Origin of the sequence: Streptomyces sp. NPDC005761 (assembly GCF_040630635.1) — a bacterium.
Classification (GTDB): Bacteria; Actinomycetota; Actinomycetes; order Streptomycetales; family Streptomycetaceae; genus Streptomyces.
In genome coordinates, this window is record NZ_JBEXXX010000019.1 from 84,315 (window position 1) to 101,647 (window position 17,333).

Here is a 17,333-nt window from a genome sequence, read left to right on the forward strand (position 1 = left end):
CCGGTCCCGGGGCCCTGCCATGTGAGGAGGCGTCAGCCGGGGACCACGCATTCGAACGCGTGGAGGTACGGGTTGACCGGCCGGATCTCGCCGATGGTCAGCCCGGCGTCGGACAGCCGGTCGACCAGGCTCTGCCGGGTGTGCTTGGCACCGCCGACGTTCAGGAGCAGCAGCAGGTCCATGGCCGTGGTGAACCGCATCGACGGGGTGTCGTCGACGAGGTTCTCGATGACGACGACCCGGGCCCCGGGACGGGCCGCCGCGATGACGGCGCGCAGCGCCCTGCGGGTGCTGTCGTCGTCCCATTCCAGAATGTTCTTGATGATGTAGAGATCGGCCGCCACCGGAATGCCCTCACGGCAGTCACCGGCCACGATGCTCGCCCGCCCGGCCAGCCGGCCACCGTCCCGCAGCCGCTCGTCGGCCCGTGCCACCACGCCCGGCAGGTCCATCAGGGTGCCGCTGACCGACGGGTGCTTCTCCAGCAGGCTCGCCAGTACGTGCCCCTGACCGCCACCGATGTCGGCGACGACCGATACCCCGGTGAGGTCCAGCAGAGCGGCGACGTCCAGAGCGGACTGCATGCTGGATGTCGTCATGGCCCGGTTGAACACCTGGGCCGACTCGTGGGCGTCCTGGTGGAGGTAGTCGAAGAACTCCTTGCCGAACACGTCCTCGAAGACGTTGCCGCCGGAGCGCACCGCGTCGTCCAGCCGGGGCCAGACCTCCCACGTCCACGGCTCCGTGCACCACAGCGAGATGTCCCGCAGGCTGTGCGGGTCGTCCTCGCGCAGCAGTCGCGACATCTCGGTGTGGGCGAAGGTGCCGTCGGCGTTCTCGGTGAAGATGCCGTAGCAGGACAGGGCGCGCAGCAGCCGTCGCAGCGGTCCGGGTTCGGTCTTCACCGCGGTGGCGAGCTCGGCCGCGGTGGCGGGCGTCTCACCCAGCGCGTCCGCGACACCGAGCCGGGCGGCGGCACGGACGGCCGCGGAACGGGCCGCGCCGAACACGATCTCGCGCAGCCGCATGGCCGGCTGCGGAGTGGGAAGGGGCTGGACGGGAGTGGTGGTGGGGGTGGTGCTCACGGTGGTCATGCCGTCTCGCTTCTCCTTGTGCGGGGGAACACCGGTCAGCACATCCCGGCCGGTGCGGAGGTGGTGCAGACATTGCCGGTGAAGCGGTTGCCCGTCCCGGCGGTGTCCCGGTTGGCCAGATCCGCCGGCTGATTGCCCAGGACCGTGTTGTCGCTGACGGTGTTGCCGGTGTTCTTCGCCCCCACGAAGCTCTTGAACAGCACGACGCCGCCCGAGAGCGGGGTGGCGCCCACGTTGTCGCGGATCACGTTGGACCGCACCTCGGTGGACTCGGTGCCGGTGAGGACGATCCCGGATCCCTGGATGGCGGGCAGCCGCTCGGTGGCGGCGCAGAACTTGTTGTTCCCGGTGATCCGGTTGGACCGGATGGTCATGGCGCCCGCCTGCGGCTTGCCCTCGTCGCCCACGACGAACACGCCGCTGCAGTTGGCGGTGAACGTGTTGTGGACCACCGTCAGGTTGCGTACGCGCCGTGCGGTGAACCCGATCCGGTTGTCGGTGAGGGTGTTGCCCCGGACCCGGGTGCCGCGGGTGTCGGTGGCGCCGCCCTCCTCGTCGACGCTGTTGGCGACGAAGATGCCCGCGTCCCCGTTGGAACGGGCGGTGTTGTGGCGGATGTCGGAGCGGGTGGACCGTTGTTGCGCGATGCCCCAGACGCCGTTGGACCGGGACGTCACCGAACGGATCTCCAGCCCGTCCGTCCAGGACGCCCAGATGCCGCTCCGGGTGAACCCTGACACGGTCAGGGACCTGATGGACACGTCGTCCACGGTGTTCTTGGCGGTGCCCAGCACGCAGATCCCGTTTCCGGCCTTCGCGCAGGCGTTCTGCGTGCGGTTGCCGCTCGCGCCCGGTTTGATGACGGTACGGTCCCCGGAACCGCGCAGGGTCAGTCCGGGCGTGGTGATCAGCACGCTCTCCCGGTAGGTGCCGGGCCGGACGACGATGGTGTCACCGGGCCGCGCGGCATCCACCGCTGCCTGGATCGACTGGCCCGCGCGCACCACGTGGGCGCCCGCGGCGGAGGCCGGAACGGACGGCGCGACGACGCCCAGTCCGGCGGCCGAGGCGGCTGCGATGCCCAGGAGGCATTTGATGTGTCGTTTCCTCATGAGCCGAAGCTATGGGCGATCAGGCGCCGATGCCACGCAGGGTGCCCGGTTGGACACGGGCCGTGCCCGAATGGCTTACGTCGCCGGGAAGGCTCCGCGTTCGCCGTGGACGCCGGGCCGTGCACTCGGGTGATCCGCTGACGGGCGGGCAGGCGTCAGTCGGTGGCCGGGCGGGGCGCGACGACGGTGCGGGCCCAGCGGTAGTCGGCCTTGCCGCTGGGGGAGCGCTGGATCTGTGGCGTGATCACCAGGTGGCGAGGGATCTTGTAACCGGCCAGGCGGGTGCGGCAGTGCGCCTGGACGTCGTCCAGCGAGGGGGCGTCGGCACCCTCGCGCAGCTGCACCACGGCGGCGACCCGGTTGCCCCAGCGCTCGTCGGGGGCGCCCGCAACCAGCGCGTCGTACACGTCGGGATGGGACTTGAGCGCCTGTTCGACCTCCTCCGGGTACACCTTCTCGCCCCCGGTGTTGATGCACTGCGAACCCCGGCCCAGTACCGTCACGATGCCCTCGGCGTCGACCGTGGCCATGTCGCCCAGCAGGACCCACCGCTCGTCACCCTTGCGGAAGAACGTCTCGGCGGTCTTGTCCGTGTCGTTGTAGTAGCCGAGTGGAACGTGGCCGCGCTGGGCGATCCGGCCCGGCTCGCCCGGCGCGACCGGTTCGTACGTCGCCGGGTCGACGACCGCCGTACGGGCGTTGACCCGCAGCCGGAAGCCGTTCTCCGGGCCCGAGTCCGCGGTCGCGGTGCCGTTGAAGCCGGACTCGGAGGAGCCGAAGTTGTTCAGCAGCATCACGTGGGGCACCAGTGCCTGGAACTCGGCCCGCACCGAGTCGGACATGATCGCGCCCGAACTGGACACGGAGAACATCGACGAACAGTCGGTGCCCTTCAGCGGCCCCCTCAGCGCGTCGATCAGCGGCCGCAGCATCGCGTCACCCACCAGTGACACGCTCGTGACCTTCTCCTTCTCGATGGTGCGCAGCACCTCGTGCGGTACGTACTTGCGGTGCACGACGACCCGCTGTCCGAAGTTGAAGCCGATGAACGCGGTGAGTGTCGAGGTGCCGTGCATCAGCGGGGGAGTGGGGAAGAACGTGATGCCCTCCCCGCCGGCAGCCACCCGCTCGGCCAGCTCCTGCGGGGTGCCGACCGGGTCGCCGGTCGGTGCCCCGCCGCCCAGACCGGAGAAGAACAGGTCTTCCTGGCGCCACATCACCCCCTTGGGCATGCCCGTGGTGCCACCCGTGTAGATGATGAACTGGTCGTCGGCCGAGCGGGGCGGGAAGCCCCGCCCCGGGTCCCCGGCCGCCTCTGCCGCGGCGTACGCGACGGCGTCGGGCCGGGGCGCGTCGTCGGCGGACGCGCCCACCCGCACGAGATGGCGCAGCTTCTCCGCCCGTGGAGCGGCGGCGGCGACGCGCTCGTCGAACTCCGCGTCGAAGACCAGTGCCGCCAGATCCGCGTCGCGGTAGAGGTAGACCAGTTCCTCCTCCACGTAGCGGTAGTTGACGTTGACCGGGACGATGCGCGCCTTCAGGCAGGCCAGCACGGTCTGGAGGTACTCGATGCCGTTGTAGAGGTGGAGCCCGAGATGCTCGCCGGGACCGATGCCCGCCTCGATGAGGTGGTGGGCGATGCGGTTGGCCGCGGCGTCGAGCTCCGCGTACGTGAGCCTGCGCTCGGCACCTGTTCCGGGATGGTCGAGATAGACGAGCGCCTCGCGCCGCGGGACAGCGTCGACGACCGATTCGAACAGGTCGGCAAGGTTGTACTCCACCGTTCCTCCTGACCCCGGTTGCTGAGTGGCCCGGCGGTCATTAGAGCGCCGACCGGCACAAGTGGGAAGGGGGTCCGGGAAGAAAACTGACTGTCTGTCAGAAAACTATTGAACTGCCTCCCCGCTTACTGCAACCTGTTCTAGCCTTGAGACGGGAGACAGACCATGGGCGGTACGGAACACCTCATCGTGCAGCGCGAAGGCGCCACACTGGTGCTCACCTTGAACAGGCCCGAGAGCAAGAACGCGCTCTCGCTGCCGATGCTGGTCGGCCTGTACGACGGCTGGCTGGCCGCGGACGAGGACGAGCAGGTCCGCTCCGTCGTCCTCACGGGGGCCGGCGGCTGCTTCTGCGCCGGCATGGACCTCAAGGCCCTCGCCGGCAAGGGAATGGAGGGCGAGCAGTACCGGGACCGGATGACGGCCGACCCCGATCTGCACTGGAAGGCCATGCTGCGCCACCACCGCCCCCGGAAACCGGTCATCGCCGCCGTCGAGGGCCACTGCGTGGCGGGCGGCACCGAGATCCTGCAGGGCACGGACATCCGCATCGCCGGTGAGAGCGCGACCTTCGGCCTCTTCGAGGTCCGGCGCGGCCTCTTCCCCATCGGCGGATCGACCGTACGGCTGCCGCGCCAGATCGCCCGCACCCACGCACTCGAGATGCTGCTCACCGGCCGCCCCTACACAGCCGGGGAAGCGGCCCGGATCGGGCTGATCGGCCGGGTCGTGCCCGACGGGACGGCGCTGGAGGCGGCCCTCGCGGTCGCCGAACAGATCAACGCCTGCGGCCCGCTCGCCGTCGAAGAGGTCAAGGCGTCCGTGTACGAGACCGCGGAGATGACCGAGACCGACGGCCTCGCCGCCGAACTCGAACGCGGCTGGCCCGTCTTCGCCACCGCCGACGCCAAGGAAGGCGCCCGCGCCTTCGCCGAGAAGCGCCCGCCCGTCTACCGGCGGGCCTGACCCAAGGAGGCAACCGTGCCCGACGTCCTCAGCGCACCGCTGGTGGTCGAATTCCCCTTCACCCGCTCCCTCGGCCCCGTACAGAGCGCCTTCCTGACAGGACTGCGTGAACGCACCGTCCTCGGCGTCCGGACCGGCGACGGCAAGGTCCTGGTGCCGCCCGTCGAGTACGATCCCGTCACCGCCGAGGAGATCCGGGACCTGGTCGAGGTCGCCGTCACCGGGACGGTCACCACCTGGGCGTGGAACCCGCACCCCCGCCGCTACCAGCCGCTCGACACCCCCTTCGCCTGGGTCCTCGTCCGCCTCGACGGCGCCGACACCGCACTCCTGCACGTGCTGGACGCACCCGGGCCCGAGGCCGTCCGCACCGGGATGCGCGTCCGCGTCCGCTGGGCCGAGACCCGCACCGGCGCGGTCACGGACATCGCCTGCTTCGAGCCCTACGAGGGCGAGCCCGGCGGATCCGCCCCGCACGACGGCGAGTTCGCGGAGCCGGTCACGGGGATCGTCACCCCCGCACGCCTCGACTACACCTACTCCCCGGGCCGCGCGCAGAGCGCGTACCTCGACGCGCTCGCGAGCCGGCGCGTCGTCGGGGAACGCTGCCCCTCCTGCCGGAAGGTGTACGTCCCGCCGCGCGGCGCCTGCCCCACCTGCGGCGTCGCCACCGACGAACGGGTCGAGGTCGGGCCGCGCGGCACGGTCACCACCTTCTGCGTCGTCAACATCAAGGCCAAGAACCTCGACATCGAGGTGCCCTACGTCTACGCGCACATCGCGCTGGACGGCGCGGACCTCGCCCTGCACGCCCGGATCGGCGGCATCCCGTACGACCAGGTCCGGATGGGCCTGCGCGTCGAGCCCGTATGGGCCGAGGGCAGCCGCCACCCCGACCACTACCGGCCCACCGGCGAACCGGACGCCGACTACGACGCGTACAAGGAGCTGGTCTAGATGCGGGACGTAGCGATCGTCGCCTTCGCGCAGACCGACCATCTCCGGCGCACCGACGAACTCTCCGAAGTCGAGATGCTGATGCCGGTCCTGCACCAGGTCCTCGACGCGACGGGCCTGAGGACCAGCGACATCGGCTTCACCTGCTCCGGCTCCAGTGACTACCTCGCCGGCCGCGCCTTCTCCTTCACCATGGCGCTCGACGGCGTGGGCGCGCACCCGCCGATCTCCGAGTCCCATGTCGAGATGGACGGCGCCTGGGCCCTGTACGAGGCCTGGGTGAAGATCCAGACCGGTGAGGCGGACACCGCGCTCGTCTACGCGTACGGGAAGTCCTCGCCCGGCCAGGTGCGCGACGTCCTCACCCGGCAGCTCGATCCGTACTACACGGCACCGCTGTGGCCCGATTCCATTGCTCTCGCCGCCCTCCAGGCCCAGGCGCTGATCGACGCGGGCGACACCGACGAGAGCGCGCTCGCGGCCATCGCCGCCCGGAGCCGCGCGGACGCGGCCGGTAACCCGCACGCGCAGCTCAGCGGTGCGGTCCCGGCCGGTGACCACCTGGTCCACCCGCTGCGGAGCGGCGACTGCCCGCCCATCGGTGACGGCGCCGCCGCCGTGATCCTCGCCGCGGGCGACACCGCGCGGGCCCTGTGTGCCCGGCCCGCCTGGATCCGTGGCATCGACCACCGCATCGAGGCCCACGGACTCGGGGTGCGCGAGCTGACCGAATCACCGTCCACCCGGCTCGCCGCCGAACGGGCCGGGGTCTTCGACCGCCCCGTCGACACCGCCGAACTGCATGCCCCGTTCACCTCCCAGGAAGTGGTGCTGCGCAAGGCGCTCCGCCTCGGTGACGGTGTCCGGGTGAACCCGTCGGGCGGGGCGCTGGCCGCCAATCCGCTGATGGCCGCCGGGCTGATCCGTTTCGGCGAGGCAGCCGCCCGCATCCACCGTGGCGAGTCCGACCGTGCACTCGCCCACGCCACGTCCGGGCCCTGCCTGCAACAGAACCTGGTCGCCGTTCTCGAAGGGGAGAGTGCTCATGCCTAAGGAGCCCGTGGCCGTCGTCGGCATCGGCCAGACCAAACACGTCTCCGCCCGCCGCGACGTCTCCCTCGCGGGTCTCGTCCGCGAAGCTGCCGTGGCTGCCCTCCAGGACGCCGGGCTGACCTGGGCGGACATCGACGCCGTCGTCATCGGCAAGGCGCCCGACTTCTTCGAGGGCGTGATGATGCCCGAGCTCTACCTCGCCGACGCCCTCGGTGCCGTCGGCAAACCGATGCTCCGCGTCCACACCGCGGGCTCGGTCGGGGGCTCGACCGCCCTCGTCGCCGCGAACCTCGTCGCGGCACGTGTGCACCGGACCGTCCTGACCCTCGCCTTCGAGAAGCAGTCGGAGTCGAACGCGATGTGGGGGCTGTCGCTCCCCATCCCGTTCCAGCAGCCACTGCTGGCCGGAGCGGGCGGCTTCTTCGCCCCTCATGTACGTGCCTACATGCGCCGGACCGGTGCCCCGGACACCGTCGGCTCCCTGGTCGCGTACAAGGACCGGCGCAACGCGCTCAAGAACCCGTACGCGCACATCCACGACCCGGACATCACCCTGGAGAAGATCCAGGCGGCGCCCATGCTCTGGGACCCCATCCGCTACTCGGAGACATGCCCGTCCTCCGACGGGGCCTGCGCGATGATCCTCACCGACCGCACGGGTGCGAACCGTGCGCCGCGCCCGCCCGCCTGGGTGCACGGCGGCGCGATGCGCAGCGAACCGACCCTCTTCGCAGGCAAGGACTTCGTCTCGCCGCAGGCCGGCAAGGACTGCGCCGCCGACGTGTACCGCCAGGCCGGGATCAGCGACCCGCGCCGGGAGATCGACGCCGTCGAGATGTACGTGCCCTTCTCCTGGTACGAGCCGATGTGGCTGGAGAACCTCGGTTTCGCGGACGAGGGCGAGGGCTGGAAGCTCACCGAGGCCGGAGTGACCGAACTCGACGGCGATCTCCCGGTGAACCCCTCGGGCGGAGTGCTCTCGACCAACCCCATCGGCGCCTCCGGGATGATCCGCTTCGCAGAGGCCGCGCTCCAGGTGCGGGGACAGGCGGGGGAGCACCAGGTGGACGGCGCCCGGCGTGCGCTCGGCCACGCCTACGGCGGCGGGGCGCAGTTCTTCTCCATGTGGCTCGTCGGTGCCGAACCGCCCGCCGGCTGACCCACGAGCCCTCCCGGACGGGCCGCACCCGCCGCGTACCGCGGCCTGTTCGGGAACGCCCCCGGTGGCTAGGCTCTGATCCGGCCGTAAGGACGAGCGGGAGGAGCCGACGTGGCACCCAGGACGACGACCCAGCCGCACCTCGCCCGCTGGGACAAGCCGGACCTCGACCTCGGCAACGCCCGGTGGCGGTCCGGCAGTCAGGGCATCGGTGACGTCCAGATCGCCTTCGTCGAGGGTTTCATCGCGATGCGCAACGCCGGACGCCCCGGCAGTCCGCCGCTGGTCTTCACCCCTGCGCAATGGCGCACGTTCGTCGTGAACGCCCGGCACGGCGAGTTCGACCCGGCCTGAGGGACGCGGCGCCGCTCCTGTCCGGGGAGACCGCAGGCGACGGGCGGCAACGGCGCCCGCGCCGCACGCCGCGGCGAGCGGGAGCGCACACCGTAGGTAGCGTGGGGGTGTGACAGGTGAGAGTGATCTTCGCGTCCTGCTGAGTGACCTGCGTCCGGAGCTGCACCCGGGGCGCTACGTCTACGCGACCGCGCCCGACGGAGGCGTACCCCGCGGCGCCGACCCCGTCGTCACGGTCAGGGAGGCCGAAGGGGTCACGCTGGTGCTCCCGGAGGCCGAAGCCGTAGCGGCGGGACTGCCGTACTCCTACGCGGCCGGCTGGATCACTCTCCGTGTGCACTCGGCCCTGGAGGCCGTCGGCCTGACCGCCGCCGTCTCGCTCGCCCTCACCGATGCGGGGATCAGCTGCAATGTGGTGGCCGGATTCCATCACGATCACCTCTTCGTCCCGTACGACCGGTCCGCCGAGGCCGTCGCCGTGCTGGAGGCGCTGGCCGCGGAGTCCGGTACGGGGTGACCGGGGGCCTGGGGGCGGGACGGAGCGGCAGAGGCCTGCCCGGGCCCGGCTCGGCGAGGTGGGCCCGGACACGTAACATGTCTGCATGTCCTTCCTCCGCCGCCGTAGCGCCGCCACACCCGCGGGCCCCGACTTCGACGTCCTGGCCATGGACCCGGGCGACTGGCCCGGAAACCTCGGCGCCGGTCTGCTGCCCGCCCCCGACGGCAGCTGTCAGGGCGTGTTCCTGCGCTACGACCTGTTCGGCGGCCGCGGCCCCGCGATGATCATCGGCAACCTCCCGGAGGGCTCGCCCGCCCGTGAGACGGAGGAGGGCCAGGTTCCCTTCGAGGTGGCGCAACTGCTGCTCGCGCTGGAGAACGACGAGCCGGTCGAGGTCACCGGCACCGAGGACATGCCCGTGATGCAGGGCGACAACCTGCTGATCGTCCGCCGTGTGAAGCTCTCCGAGAGCCGCATCTCCTGCGTGCAGTTCGACCGCAGCGACGGGGTCCTCGTCACCATCGCCAGCTGGGACCGGCCGATCACCGATGATCTTTACACTCTCCTGAAGCCGCTGCCCGCCGAGCTCTTCCAGCAGGGCTGAGACTGCTCCGGCCGCCGTACGGCTGAGCCATTTCCGTCCAAGTACACGCGGCCTCCGTCCAAGAGGCCGCTTCGTCATGCCTCTTGTCCCGGCAGTCATCGGACCTCTAGCGTCGTCCGGCATGACATCCGGGATGACGCGACGTACTACGGTGAAGACGGCGATCGGCGTAACAGGGGCTTTGGCGCTGGGAGTTCCGACCCTCCCCGGCACGGCAGCTGCCGACAGTACCTCCGATGAATCGCGAGACGGTAAACGGAAGGAGGAGCTGCCGGACCCGGTGCTCCACTACCGTGCGCCCGCCGCCGGCTGGGAACGTGAGTCCCTGCCCATCGGCGGCGGGGCCCTCGGCGCGAGCGTCCACGGAACGCTCGCCTCCGAACTCCTCACCCTCAACGAGAAGACCCTGTGGACCGGCGGACCCGGCTCGGCCCAGGGGTACGACTTCGGCAACTGGACCACCCCCAGACCCGGGGCGCTCGCAGCGGTGCAGGACCGACTCGACCGCGGGGGCGCCCTCGGGCCCGACGCCGTGGCCGCCGACCTCGGACAGCCGCGCCGCGGCTACGGGGCCTACCAGGTACTCGGGGAACTGCACCTGGACGTGCCGGGTGCGCCGTCCGCCCCCGACGCCTCCTACCGGCGGGCGCTCGACCTTCGTACCGCCCTGGCGTCCGTGGCCTACACGCACGAAGGCATCGCCCACACCAGGGAGTTCTTCGTCTCCCACCCGGGATCCGTCATCGCCGGACGGCTGACGGCGGACAGCCCGGGGCAGGTGGCCTTCACCCTCCGGTACACCTCGCCGCGCAGCGACTTCACCGCTTCCGCCGCAGGAGACCGGCTCACCGTCCGTGGCGCACTCGAGGACAACGGACTGCGCTTCGAGGCCCAGATCCGGGTCCGCGCCTCCGGCGGCACGGTCACCGCGGGAGCCGACGGCAGCCTCACCGTCACCGGAGCCGACCGCGCCTGGTTCTTCCTCGCGGCGGGCACCGACTACGCGGACACCTACCCCGCCTACCGGGGGGAGGACCCGCACCGGAAGGTCGCGGCCGCCGTCGACACCGCGGCCGCCTCCTCGTACGAGAGCGTGCGCGCCACCCACGTGAACGACCATCGCACCCTCTTCGACCGGGTAGCCCTCGACATCGGCCAAGAGGTTTCCGACCTGCCCACCGACCAGTTGCTGAGCTCCTACACCGGATCGGCGAGCGCCTCGGACCGGGCCCTGGAAGCGCTCTTCTTCCAGTACGGCCGCTACCTGCTCATCGCCTCCTCGCGGGCCGGATCGCTGCCCGCCAACCTCCAGGGAGTATGGAACAACTCGACCAACCCACCCTGGTCCGCCGACTACCACAGCAACATCAACCTCCAGATGAACTACTGGCTCGCCGAAGTCACCAACCTCGCCGAGACCACCGCCCCCTACGACCGCTACATCGAGGCCATGCGCGAGCCCGGCCGCAGAACGGCGAAGGAGATGTTCGGCACCGCCGGCTGGGTCGTGCACAACGAGACCAACCCGTACGGCTTCACCGGAGTCCACGACTGGTCCACCGCCTTCTGGTTCCCCGAGGCCGCCGCCTGGCTCACCCAGCAGATGTACGAGCACTACCGCTTCAGCGGCTCCACCGGCTACCTGCGCTCCACCGCGTACCCGGCGATGAAGGAGGCCGCCGAATTCTGGCTGGCCAACCTGCGCACCGACCCGCGCGACGGACTCCTCGTCGTCACCCCGAGCTACTCGCCCGAGCACGGAGACTTCACCGCCGGGGCCGCGATGTCCCAGCAGATCGTGCACGACCTCCTCACCAGCACCCTGGAGGCCGCCCGAACCCTCGGTGACGCACCGGCCTTCCGCAACCGGCTCGAGACAACCCTCGACCGCCTCGACCCCGGCCTCCGTACCGGCTCCTGGGGGCAGCTCCAGGAGTGGAAGGCCGACCGGGACGACCCGGCCGACACCCACCGCCACGTCTCGCACCTCTTCGGTCTGCACCCCGGCCGCCAGATCGAGGCGGGGACCGCGTGGGCAGAGGCCGCCGCAGTCTCCCTGAGGGCCCGCGGGGACGGCGGCACGGGCTGGTCCAAGGCTTGGAAGATAAACTTCTGGGCGCGGCTGCGGGACGGCAGCCGCGCCCACACGATGCTCGCGGAACAGCTGAAGAGCTCCACCCTGCCCAACCTCTGGGACACCCACCCGCCGTTCCAGATCGACGGGAACTTCGGAGCCGCCTCGGGCATCGCGGAGATGCTGCTGCAGAGTCAGCACGACGCCGTCGAGATCCTCCCCGCCCTCCCCGCCGCCTGGCCGGACGGATCCGTGCGCGGACTGCGTGCCCGCGGCGGATTCACCGTCGACATCGAATGGGCGGCAGGGAAGGCCCGCCGTGTGGTGATCACGGCGGGCCGCACCCGTGAAATGACCGTACGCAGCACGCTGTTCACGAGTGGCGAGAAGGTCATCAGGGCCCGCGCGGGACGGCGCTACACCCTGACGCCCGAGAACTGAGCGAACAACGAGGTCACCTGCGCCGCAGAGGTACCCCGCCCCGTGGGACCGCCCAGGTGCCACGGGGCAGCCGTGCCCCGCCGCAGATCCTCCTCGCGGTAGCGCCGGCAGCCCCGGTGCCAGATCAGGATGCCCGCGAGCCAGTGCTTCAGTTCCTGGACGTAGCCGGCGAGGATCTCCCTGGCCTCGGCGTCCAGACCGAAGTCGTCGTACAGGACGGGCAGTTCGTTCTCGGCGACATGCAGGAACTGGCGCAGCCGGGACTTCATCAGGTCGTAGAGGATCTCCACCGCGGTCGGATAGTCCACCCCGAAGAAGTTCTGTACGACCAGGACACCGTTGTGCACCTCACCCTCGTACTCGATCTCCTTCTGGTACGAGAACAGGTCGTTGAGCAGCGCGGCGTAGTCGGCGGCCGCGTTCTCCAGGGAGCGCAGCGGCCCGCTCTCGTAGATCTCAGGCGGCACCTTCCTGCCGTGCCCCAGCCGGCACAGACTCATCGTCAGGTCCGAGCCGAACGTCATGCGCCGCATCTCGACGTAGTCCACCGGATCGGGAATCCGGTTCTGCGCCTGGTTCGCCAGCTCCCAGAGCCAGCTGGCGGTCATGTCCTCGACGGCCGTGCGGAACGCCCGCCTGCCGTCGGCGTCCATCGGCGCGGCGGTGAGCTCCCACAGGTCCGCCAGCCCGCGCTCCAGCGCGTTGACCGGTTCCGGCACCGCGCTCCCGTCCAGTGGCATGAACAACGAGAGCCTGTCGTTGGCGAGCCTGGCACCCGCCAGGTCACGGGTCCGCCCGTGCACCACCGGAAACCAGTCGTCGCCGTACGTCCCCCATGCCAGCCACCGCGATGAAAGGTCCAGCCCGTCCGGGGTGGCGTCCGGATGGATTCCGGCCGCGCACAGCGGCAGATCGATGGCCCGCAGCCGCTCCTCGTCCCAGATGTGCGAGCCCGGCACCCCCGGCTGAGCCTCCAGGATGCCCATCCGGCCCGCCCAGTCGACCAGCCGCTCCCTGGCCCCGTCCAGATGCGGGCTGAGCGTCGTGCCGAACGGCAGATCGAAGTCGGGCAACAGGGACGGCCCGACGTGCTGGTGGGGCAGATGGGTGTGGCTGCGGAACCTCGCCGTCTCCGAACGGGGCGTGAAGCGGATCGAGGCGGCGGCCATCCCGAAGCCGGGCGCGGCCTGTGCGGCACCGCCGTCGTTCATGTAGCGGCTGGAGCGCATGTGCCACTCATGGCCGCCGGACTGCCAGTCCTGCAGCCCCTTGACATACGCGAGCACCGCCGCTGTCTGCACCGCGTCCAGGCCCTTTCCCGTGCAGAGCGGGCCCAGTTCGGTCAGCGCGGTGTTCTCGAACTGCTGGAGCCGGGACGTCAGCAGATCGTTCACCGCCTCGGCGGCCTCCTGCGTCGAGCAGTCGAGAAAACGCTCGAGGACCAGGACGCCGTTGCTGTTCTCGCCCTCGTCCTCGACCTCACGTTGGTACGAGAACAGGTCGTTGCGCAGATGGACCCCGTCGGAGAACGCGTCACGCAGGACACGCAGCGCCCGCTCGCCGGCCACCGCCTCGGGCACCTCCGCTCCCGCCGCGTACTCCACCAGCCCCGCGGACCAGGGGGCGCCGCCCACCTTGCGGCGCATCTCGATGTACTCGACAGGGTTGGCGATGCGGCCCTCGTTGATGTTGGCGAGTTCCCACAACGACTCGTTCAGAAGGTTCTTGGTGGACTCCGCGAACCGCACCCGCCACGCGTCCGACATGCTGGGCACCGTCCGCGCCCACAGGTCCGCCAACCCCGCCTCGACCGGGTTCTCCGGTTCCGGGGTTGGGGCGCCCCGTTCCATCGGCATGAACGCGGGCAGCCGGTCCAGGTACGCCTTGCCGCCCTCGCGGTCCGGGGTGCGCTTGAACAGCTCCAGGAAGTGGTCGTCGAAGAAGAAGACCCACACGTACCAGTCGGTGACCAGGGACAGTGCCTCGGCCGAACAGTCGGGATGGGTGTAGGCGCACAGCAGCGCGTAGTCGTGGGAGTCGAGGTCCTTCTCCTCCCAGATGCCGGATCCCTCCAGCATCCCCATGGCCCGCGCCCACGTCTTCGTGTGCTGCCGCGCCTCCTCCACGTGCGGGTTGAGACGCGCCGGATACGGAACATAGAAGTCCGGCAGGGTGAAGGGCTGTGCCATGTGCGTCCGGCCTTTCGGTGAGCCTCCGCGCGTGCGCCACGCGGTTCGTACGTGTCCGCGCCAGGACTACCCTTCGGCCGTTCGAGGCACGCACGGACGCCATTAGTCACACAAGAAGTGCGCTCGTTCGAGGGATGGTGCCCGCGCGCACCGGCCGGCCCGCCCGTGCGTAAAACTCAGGTAACGCGGCACCGCCAGAAACCCGTTGCCCCCTTACGTCCGCAGGTCAGAGCACCCGCCAGTGGTCTGGTCCACTGGCTCGACCCGCAGCCCCCGCCACACCCTTGACGTGCCATCACCTCAGATCGGAGAGTGTGCGCGCACAACGGAACGCGAGATCGGAGCACGAACACCCCGCGGTACGCACGGCTCCGGAACGCCCAGCTCCAAGCTCCAAGAAGGGTTGTCATGACGTCCAAGCAGAGGACCGGGCGCGCACTCGCGCTGACCACCGCCGGCGCACTGAGCTTCGCACTACTCAGTCCCGCGGTACACGCCGGCGCGGACGGGGTGCGGCCGGAATGTCCGCGCGGTATGGACTGCGACTGGGTACCGGCCGCCTACCAGCAGACCGGCGACCCGGCCGACAAGGAGACGTACGGCAACTTCGACACCGCGGACCGGCCGCACAGCAACAAGATCAAGTTCATCGTTCTCCATGACACCGAGGAGGACTTCGACACCACCCTGAAGATCTTCCAGAACCCGTTGAAGCAGACGTCGGCCCACTATGTGGTGCGCTCCGGCGACGGACACGTCACACAGATGGTGAAGAACAAGGACGTCGCCTGGCAGGCGGGGAACTGGTACCTCAACACCCACTCCATCGGCATCGAACAGGAGGGTGTCGCCACCGAGGGCGCCAAGTGGTACACCCCCGAGATGTACCGCTCCACCGCGAAGCTCGTGCGCTATCTCGCCGCCAAGTACGACATCCCGCTCGACCGCCAGCACATCATCGGTCACGACGGGGTGCCGCCCACCAGCGCGGCCGGCACGAAGAACATGCACTGGGACCCGGGCACCTACTGGGACTGGAACCGCTTCATGGCGCTCCTCGGCGAGCCCACGGTGGCGACGGGCCGCCCGGGCAGCGAACTCGTCACCGTCAGCCCGCGGTTCAAGGACAACCAACAGGCTTTCCGTGACTGTGAGAAGGGCGTCGATCTGCCCGTACAGGGATCCAGCGCCGTGCCGCTCCACACGGAACCCTCCGAGGACGCACCGCTCTTCTCCGATCCGGGCCTCCACACGGACGGCTCGCCGGGCACCAACTGCGCAGCCGACTGGGGCAGCAAGATCAGCGCCACCCAGCAGGCCGTCGTCGCCGACCACGCCCCCGGCTGGACGGCGATCTGGTGGTACGGCAAGAAGGCCTGGTTCAGCACCCCGGCCCGTACCCGCACCACCACCCCCACGTCCGGCTACGTCGTCAGGCCGAAGGCCGGCAAGGCGGAGGTGCCGGTGTACGGGGTGGCGTACCCGGAGCAGTCCGAGTACCCCGCCGACTTCGCCGACCGGAGAGTGGGCACAGCCCTGCAGTACACCATCAAGGCGGGCCAGTCCTACCCCGGCGGCGGACAGGCCCCGACAGGCTTCTTCTACGCTCCGACGATCGACTCCTCGTACCCCCTGGACCATGCGTACTTCCAGGGCAAGGAGAAGTACGTGACGGTCCAGATCGGCCACCGCATCGCCTTCGTGAAGGCGTCCGACGTGGACATCGTCCGCGCACACTGAGCACGCCCGGAGCTCAGGCCTCGGCCCAAGGGGCATGACAACAGCGCGCTGCGGGGCCGGTGTGTCGGCACCGGCCCCGCAGCGCGCATCCCCGTCGGGCAGGTCAGCGAGTGCCCACTGCGGCTCGAACAGCACTCCGCGCCATGGCGCAGTCGTCGTGCAGGCGACGCAACAGCAGTCGCTGCTCCTCGCCCGACGACAGCGCGCCCGGACGGTCCTGTCCCGTCCTGGCCGGCGTGGCGGTGTCCCGCATGGCCCGCTGCAGGGCCGTCTCGTACGTACGGATCTCCCGCGTGAGTACGAGCATCAGATTCACCAGGAACGCATCCCGCGCCGCGGGACCCGCGACCTGGGCCAGCTGGCTGATCTGGCGCCGGGCCACCGGCGCGTCACCCAGGACCGCCCAGAGCGTCGCCAGGTCGTAGCCCGGCAGGTACCAGCCGGCGTGCTCCCAGTCCACCAGCACCGGACCGGTGGGCGACAGCAGAATGTTGGAGAGCAGCGCGTCACCGTGGCAGAACTGCCCCATCCCCTGGCGGCCCCCGGCGTGGGCCAGGCCGTGCAGCAGCTTCTGCAGGTCGCCCAGATCGCGGTCGGTGAACAGACCGAGCTCGTGATAGCGCGCGATACGTGCCGCGTAGTCCAGGGGGGCGTCGAACAGACCGGCCGGCGGACGCCAGGCGTTGACCCGGCTGACCGCACCGAGCACGGCCCGCAGATCCGCGCGCGGCGGGGCCTCCGAAGGGTGCCTCGTCAGCGCCGCCACCCGGCCGGGCATCCGCTCGATGACCAGGGTGCAGTTCTCCGGGTCCGCCGCGATGAGCCGGGGCACCCGGACCGGCGGGCGGTGCCGGACGAACGCCCGGTATGCCGCTATTTCGTGGCGGAACCGCTCCGACCACGCGGGGGAGTGGTCCAGTAAACACTTGGCGACCGCGGTCGCGCGGCCGGTGGAGCCGACGAGGAGGACCGAACGGCCGCTGCGCCGCAGTACCTGCACCGGGTTGAACTCCGGGCAGATCCGGTGCACCGAGGCGATCGCCATCCTCAGCTGCGCGCCCTGCGGACCGGACAGGTCCAGTCTTCCGCTGAGCGAGGGGGCACCCGGCCCTGCCACGCGCCGGGTGCGGCCGATGCCGGGCGCGGGGACGGCGGCCCGGGGGTCGAGATACGGCCCGCCACCCGCTCCCAGGGGACGCAGCGGCCGGGGCGGGGCGGACACGGAGGACGATGCTGTGTACATGGGCGAGACAGATCCCTTCGTGCGCCGACAAGTTGCGTGCGCCGCCCCGGCCGGCGGCCGTTCGGCA

At 70.5% G+C, this 17,333-nt stretch carries 14 protein-coding genes; 9 read left to right on the forward strand and 5 right to left on the reverse strand.

Going from position 1 to position 17,333, the window contains the following annotated elements:
- Window positions 1-32: 32 nt before the first annotated feature.
- The 3 genes from ABZ434_RS19205 to ABZ434_RS19215 form a co-directional block, all read right to left on the reverse strand.
- Window positions 33-1,094: a methyltransferase gene (locus ABZ434_RS19205; protein ID WP_359137827.1), complete on the reverse strand. Its 1,062-nt coding sequence runs from the start codon at window positions 1,092-1,094 to the stop codon at window positions 33-35.
- Between the two features lie 35 nt (window positions 1,095-1,129).
- The gene (locus ABZ434_RS19210) at window positions 1,130-2,206 is read right to left on the reverse strand and encodes a right-handed parallel beta-helix repeat-containing protein (RefSeq protein WP_359137831.1); all 1,077 of its coding nucleotides are present in this window, start codon (window positions 2,204-2,206) and stop codon (window positions 1,130-1,132) included.
- A gap of 155 nt (window positions 2,207-2,361) precedes the next feature.
- On the reverse strand, window positions 2,362-3,987 hold the full coding sequence (locus ABZ434_RS19215; RefSeq protein WP_359137834.1) for an acyl-CoA synthetase: 1,626 nt from the start codon (window positions 3,985-3,987) through the stop codon (window positions 2,362-2,364).
- A gap of 165 nt (window positions 3,988-4,152) precedes the next feature.
- Here ABZ434_RS19215 and ABZ434_RS19220 point away from each other — a divergent pair, with 165 nt between their 5' ends.
- The 8 genes from ABZ434_RS19220 (at window position 4,153) to ABZ434_RS19255 (ending at window position 12,094) form a co-directional block, all read left to right on the forward strand.
- Window positions 4,153-4,953 (forward strand): crotonase/enoyl-CoA hydratase family protein, encoded by an 801-nt coding sequence (locus ABZ434_RS19220; protein ID WP_359137837.1) that lies wholly within the window; start codon window positions 4,153-4,155, stop codon window positions 4,951-4,953.
- A 15-nt stretch (window positions 4,954-4,968) separates the two neighbouring features.
- Window positions 4,969-5,910, forward strand: coding sequence for an OB-fold domain-containing protein (locus tag ABZ434_RS19225; protein WP_359137839.1), 942 nt, complete (start codon window positions 4,969-4,971; stop codon window positions 5,908-5,910).
- Window positions 5,911-6,963: a thiolase domain-containing protein gene (locus ABZ434_RS19230; RefSeq protein ID WP_359137841.1), complete on the forward strand. Its 1,053-nt coding sequence runs from the start codon at window positions 5,911-5,913 to the stop codon at window positions 6,961-6,963.
- Window positions 6,956-8,122 carry a thiolase domain-containing protein gene (locus ABZ434_RS19235; RefSeq protein ID WP_359137844.1) on the forward strand — a complete coding sequence of 389 codons (1,167 nt, stop codon included), beginning with the start codon at window positions 6,956-6,958 and terminating at the stop codon, window positions 8,120-8,122. The genes ABZ434_RS19230 and ABZ434_RS19235 overlap by 8 nt, the downstream gene beginning before the upstream one ends.
- A 111-nt stretch (window positions 8,123-8,233) precedes the next feature.
- Window positions 8,234-8,476 carry a DUF397 domain-containing protein gene (locus ABZ434_RS19240; protein WP_359137847.1) on the forward strand — a complete coding sequence of 81 codons (243 nt, stop codon included), beginning with the start codon at window positions 8,234-8,236 and terminating at the stop codon, window positions 8,474-8,476.
- 109 nt (window positions 8,477-8,585) lie between these two features.
- Window positions 8,586-8,993 carry an ACT domain-containing protein gene (locus ABZ434_RS19245; protein ID WP_359137850.1) on the forward strand — a complete coding sequence of 136 codons (408 nt, stop codon included), beginning with the start codon at window positions 8,586-8,588 and terminating at the stop codon, window positions 8,991-8,993.
- Window positions 8,994-9,078: 85 nt separating this feature from the next.
- On the forward strand, window positions 9,079-9,579 hold the full coding sequence (locus tag ABZ434_RS19250; protein ID WP_018550733.1) for a hypothetical protein: 501 nt from the start codon (window positions 9,079-9,081) through the stop codon (window positions 9,577-9,579).
- 280 nt (window positions 9,580-9,859) lie between these two features.
- Window positions 9,860-12,094 (forward strand): glycoside hydrolase family 95 protein, encoded by a 2,235-nt coding sequence (locus ABZ434_RS19255; RefSeq protein ID WP_359137853.1) that lies wholly within the window; start codon window positions 9,860-9,862, stop codon window positions 12,092-12,094.
- On the opposite strand, the gene ABZ434_RS19260 is transcribed toward ABZ434_RS19255, so the two are convergent.
- The gene (locus ABZ434_RS19260) at window positions 12,070-14,283 is read right to left on the reverse strand and encodes a germacradienol/geosmin synthase (protein WP_359137854.1); all 2,214 of its coding nucleotides are present in this window, start codon (window positions 14,281-14,283) and stop codon (window positions 12,070-12,072) included. The two genes, ABZ434_RS19255 and ABZ434_RS19260, sit on opposite strands and share 25 nt — an antisense overlap.
- 408 nt (window positions 14,284-14,691) lie before the next feature.
- Between ABZ434_RS19260 and ABZ434_RS19265 the strand changes: the two genes are divergently transcribed.
- A complete protein-coding gene (locus ABZ434_RS19265; RefSeq protein ID WP_359137857.1) occupies window positions 14,692-16,023 on the forward strand; it encodes a peptidoglycan recognition family protein in 1,332 nt (443 codons plus the stop codon).
- Window positions 16,024-16,126: 103 nt separating this feature from the next.
- On the opposite strand, the gene ABZ434_RS19270 is transcribed toward ABZ434_RS19265, so the two are convergent.
- Window positions 16,127-17,266, reverse strand: a complete 1,140-nt coding sequence (locus tag ABZ434_RS19270; RefSeq protein WP_359137860.1) for an aminoglycoside phosphotransferase family protein — start codon at window positions 17,264-17,266, stop codon at window positions 16,127-16,129.
- Between the last annotated feature and the right edge of the window lie 67 nt (window positions 17,267-17,333).

Bases quoted from the DNA above. Each gene is read 5' to 3' on its own strand.
- ABZ434_RS19230 (WP_359137841.1), top strand. From the start codon at position 5,911: ATGCGGGACGTAGCGATCGTCGCCTTCGCGCAGACCGACCATCTCCGG.
- ABZ434_RS19210 (WP_359137831.1), bottom strand. From the start codon at position 2,206: ATGAGGAAACGACACATCAAATGCCTCCTGGGCATCGCAGCCGCCTCG.
- ABZ434_RS19205 (WP_359137827.1), bottom strand. From the start codon at position 1,094: ATGACCACCGTGAGCACCACCCCCACCACCACTCCCGTCCAGCCCCTT.
- ABZ434_RS19235 (WP_359137844.1), top strand. From the start codon at position 6,956: ATGCCTAAGGAGCCCGTGGCCGTCGTCGGCATCGGCCAGACCAAACAC.
- ABZ434_RS19250 (WP_018550733.1), top strand. From the start codon at position 9,079: ATGTCCTTCCTCCGCCGCCGTAGCGCCGCCACACCCGCGGGCCCCGAC.
- ABZ434_RS19265 (WP_359137857.1), top strand. From the start codon at position 14,692: ATGACGTCCAAGCAGAGGACCGGGCGCGCACTCGCGCTGACCACCGCC.
- ABZ434_RS19220 (WP_359137837.1), top strand. From the start codon at position 4,153: ATGGGCGGTACGGAACACCTCATCGTGCAGCGCGAAGGCGCCACACTG.
- ABZ434_RS19270 (WP_359137860.1), bottom strand. From the start codon at position 17,266: ATGTACACAGCATCGTCCTCCGTGTCCGCCCCGCCCCGGCCGCTGCGT.
- ABZ434_RS19260 (WP_359137854.1), bottom strand. From the start codon at position 14,283: ATGGCACAGCCCTTCACCCTGCCGGACTTCTATGTTCCGTATCCGGCG.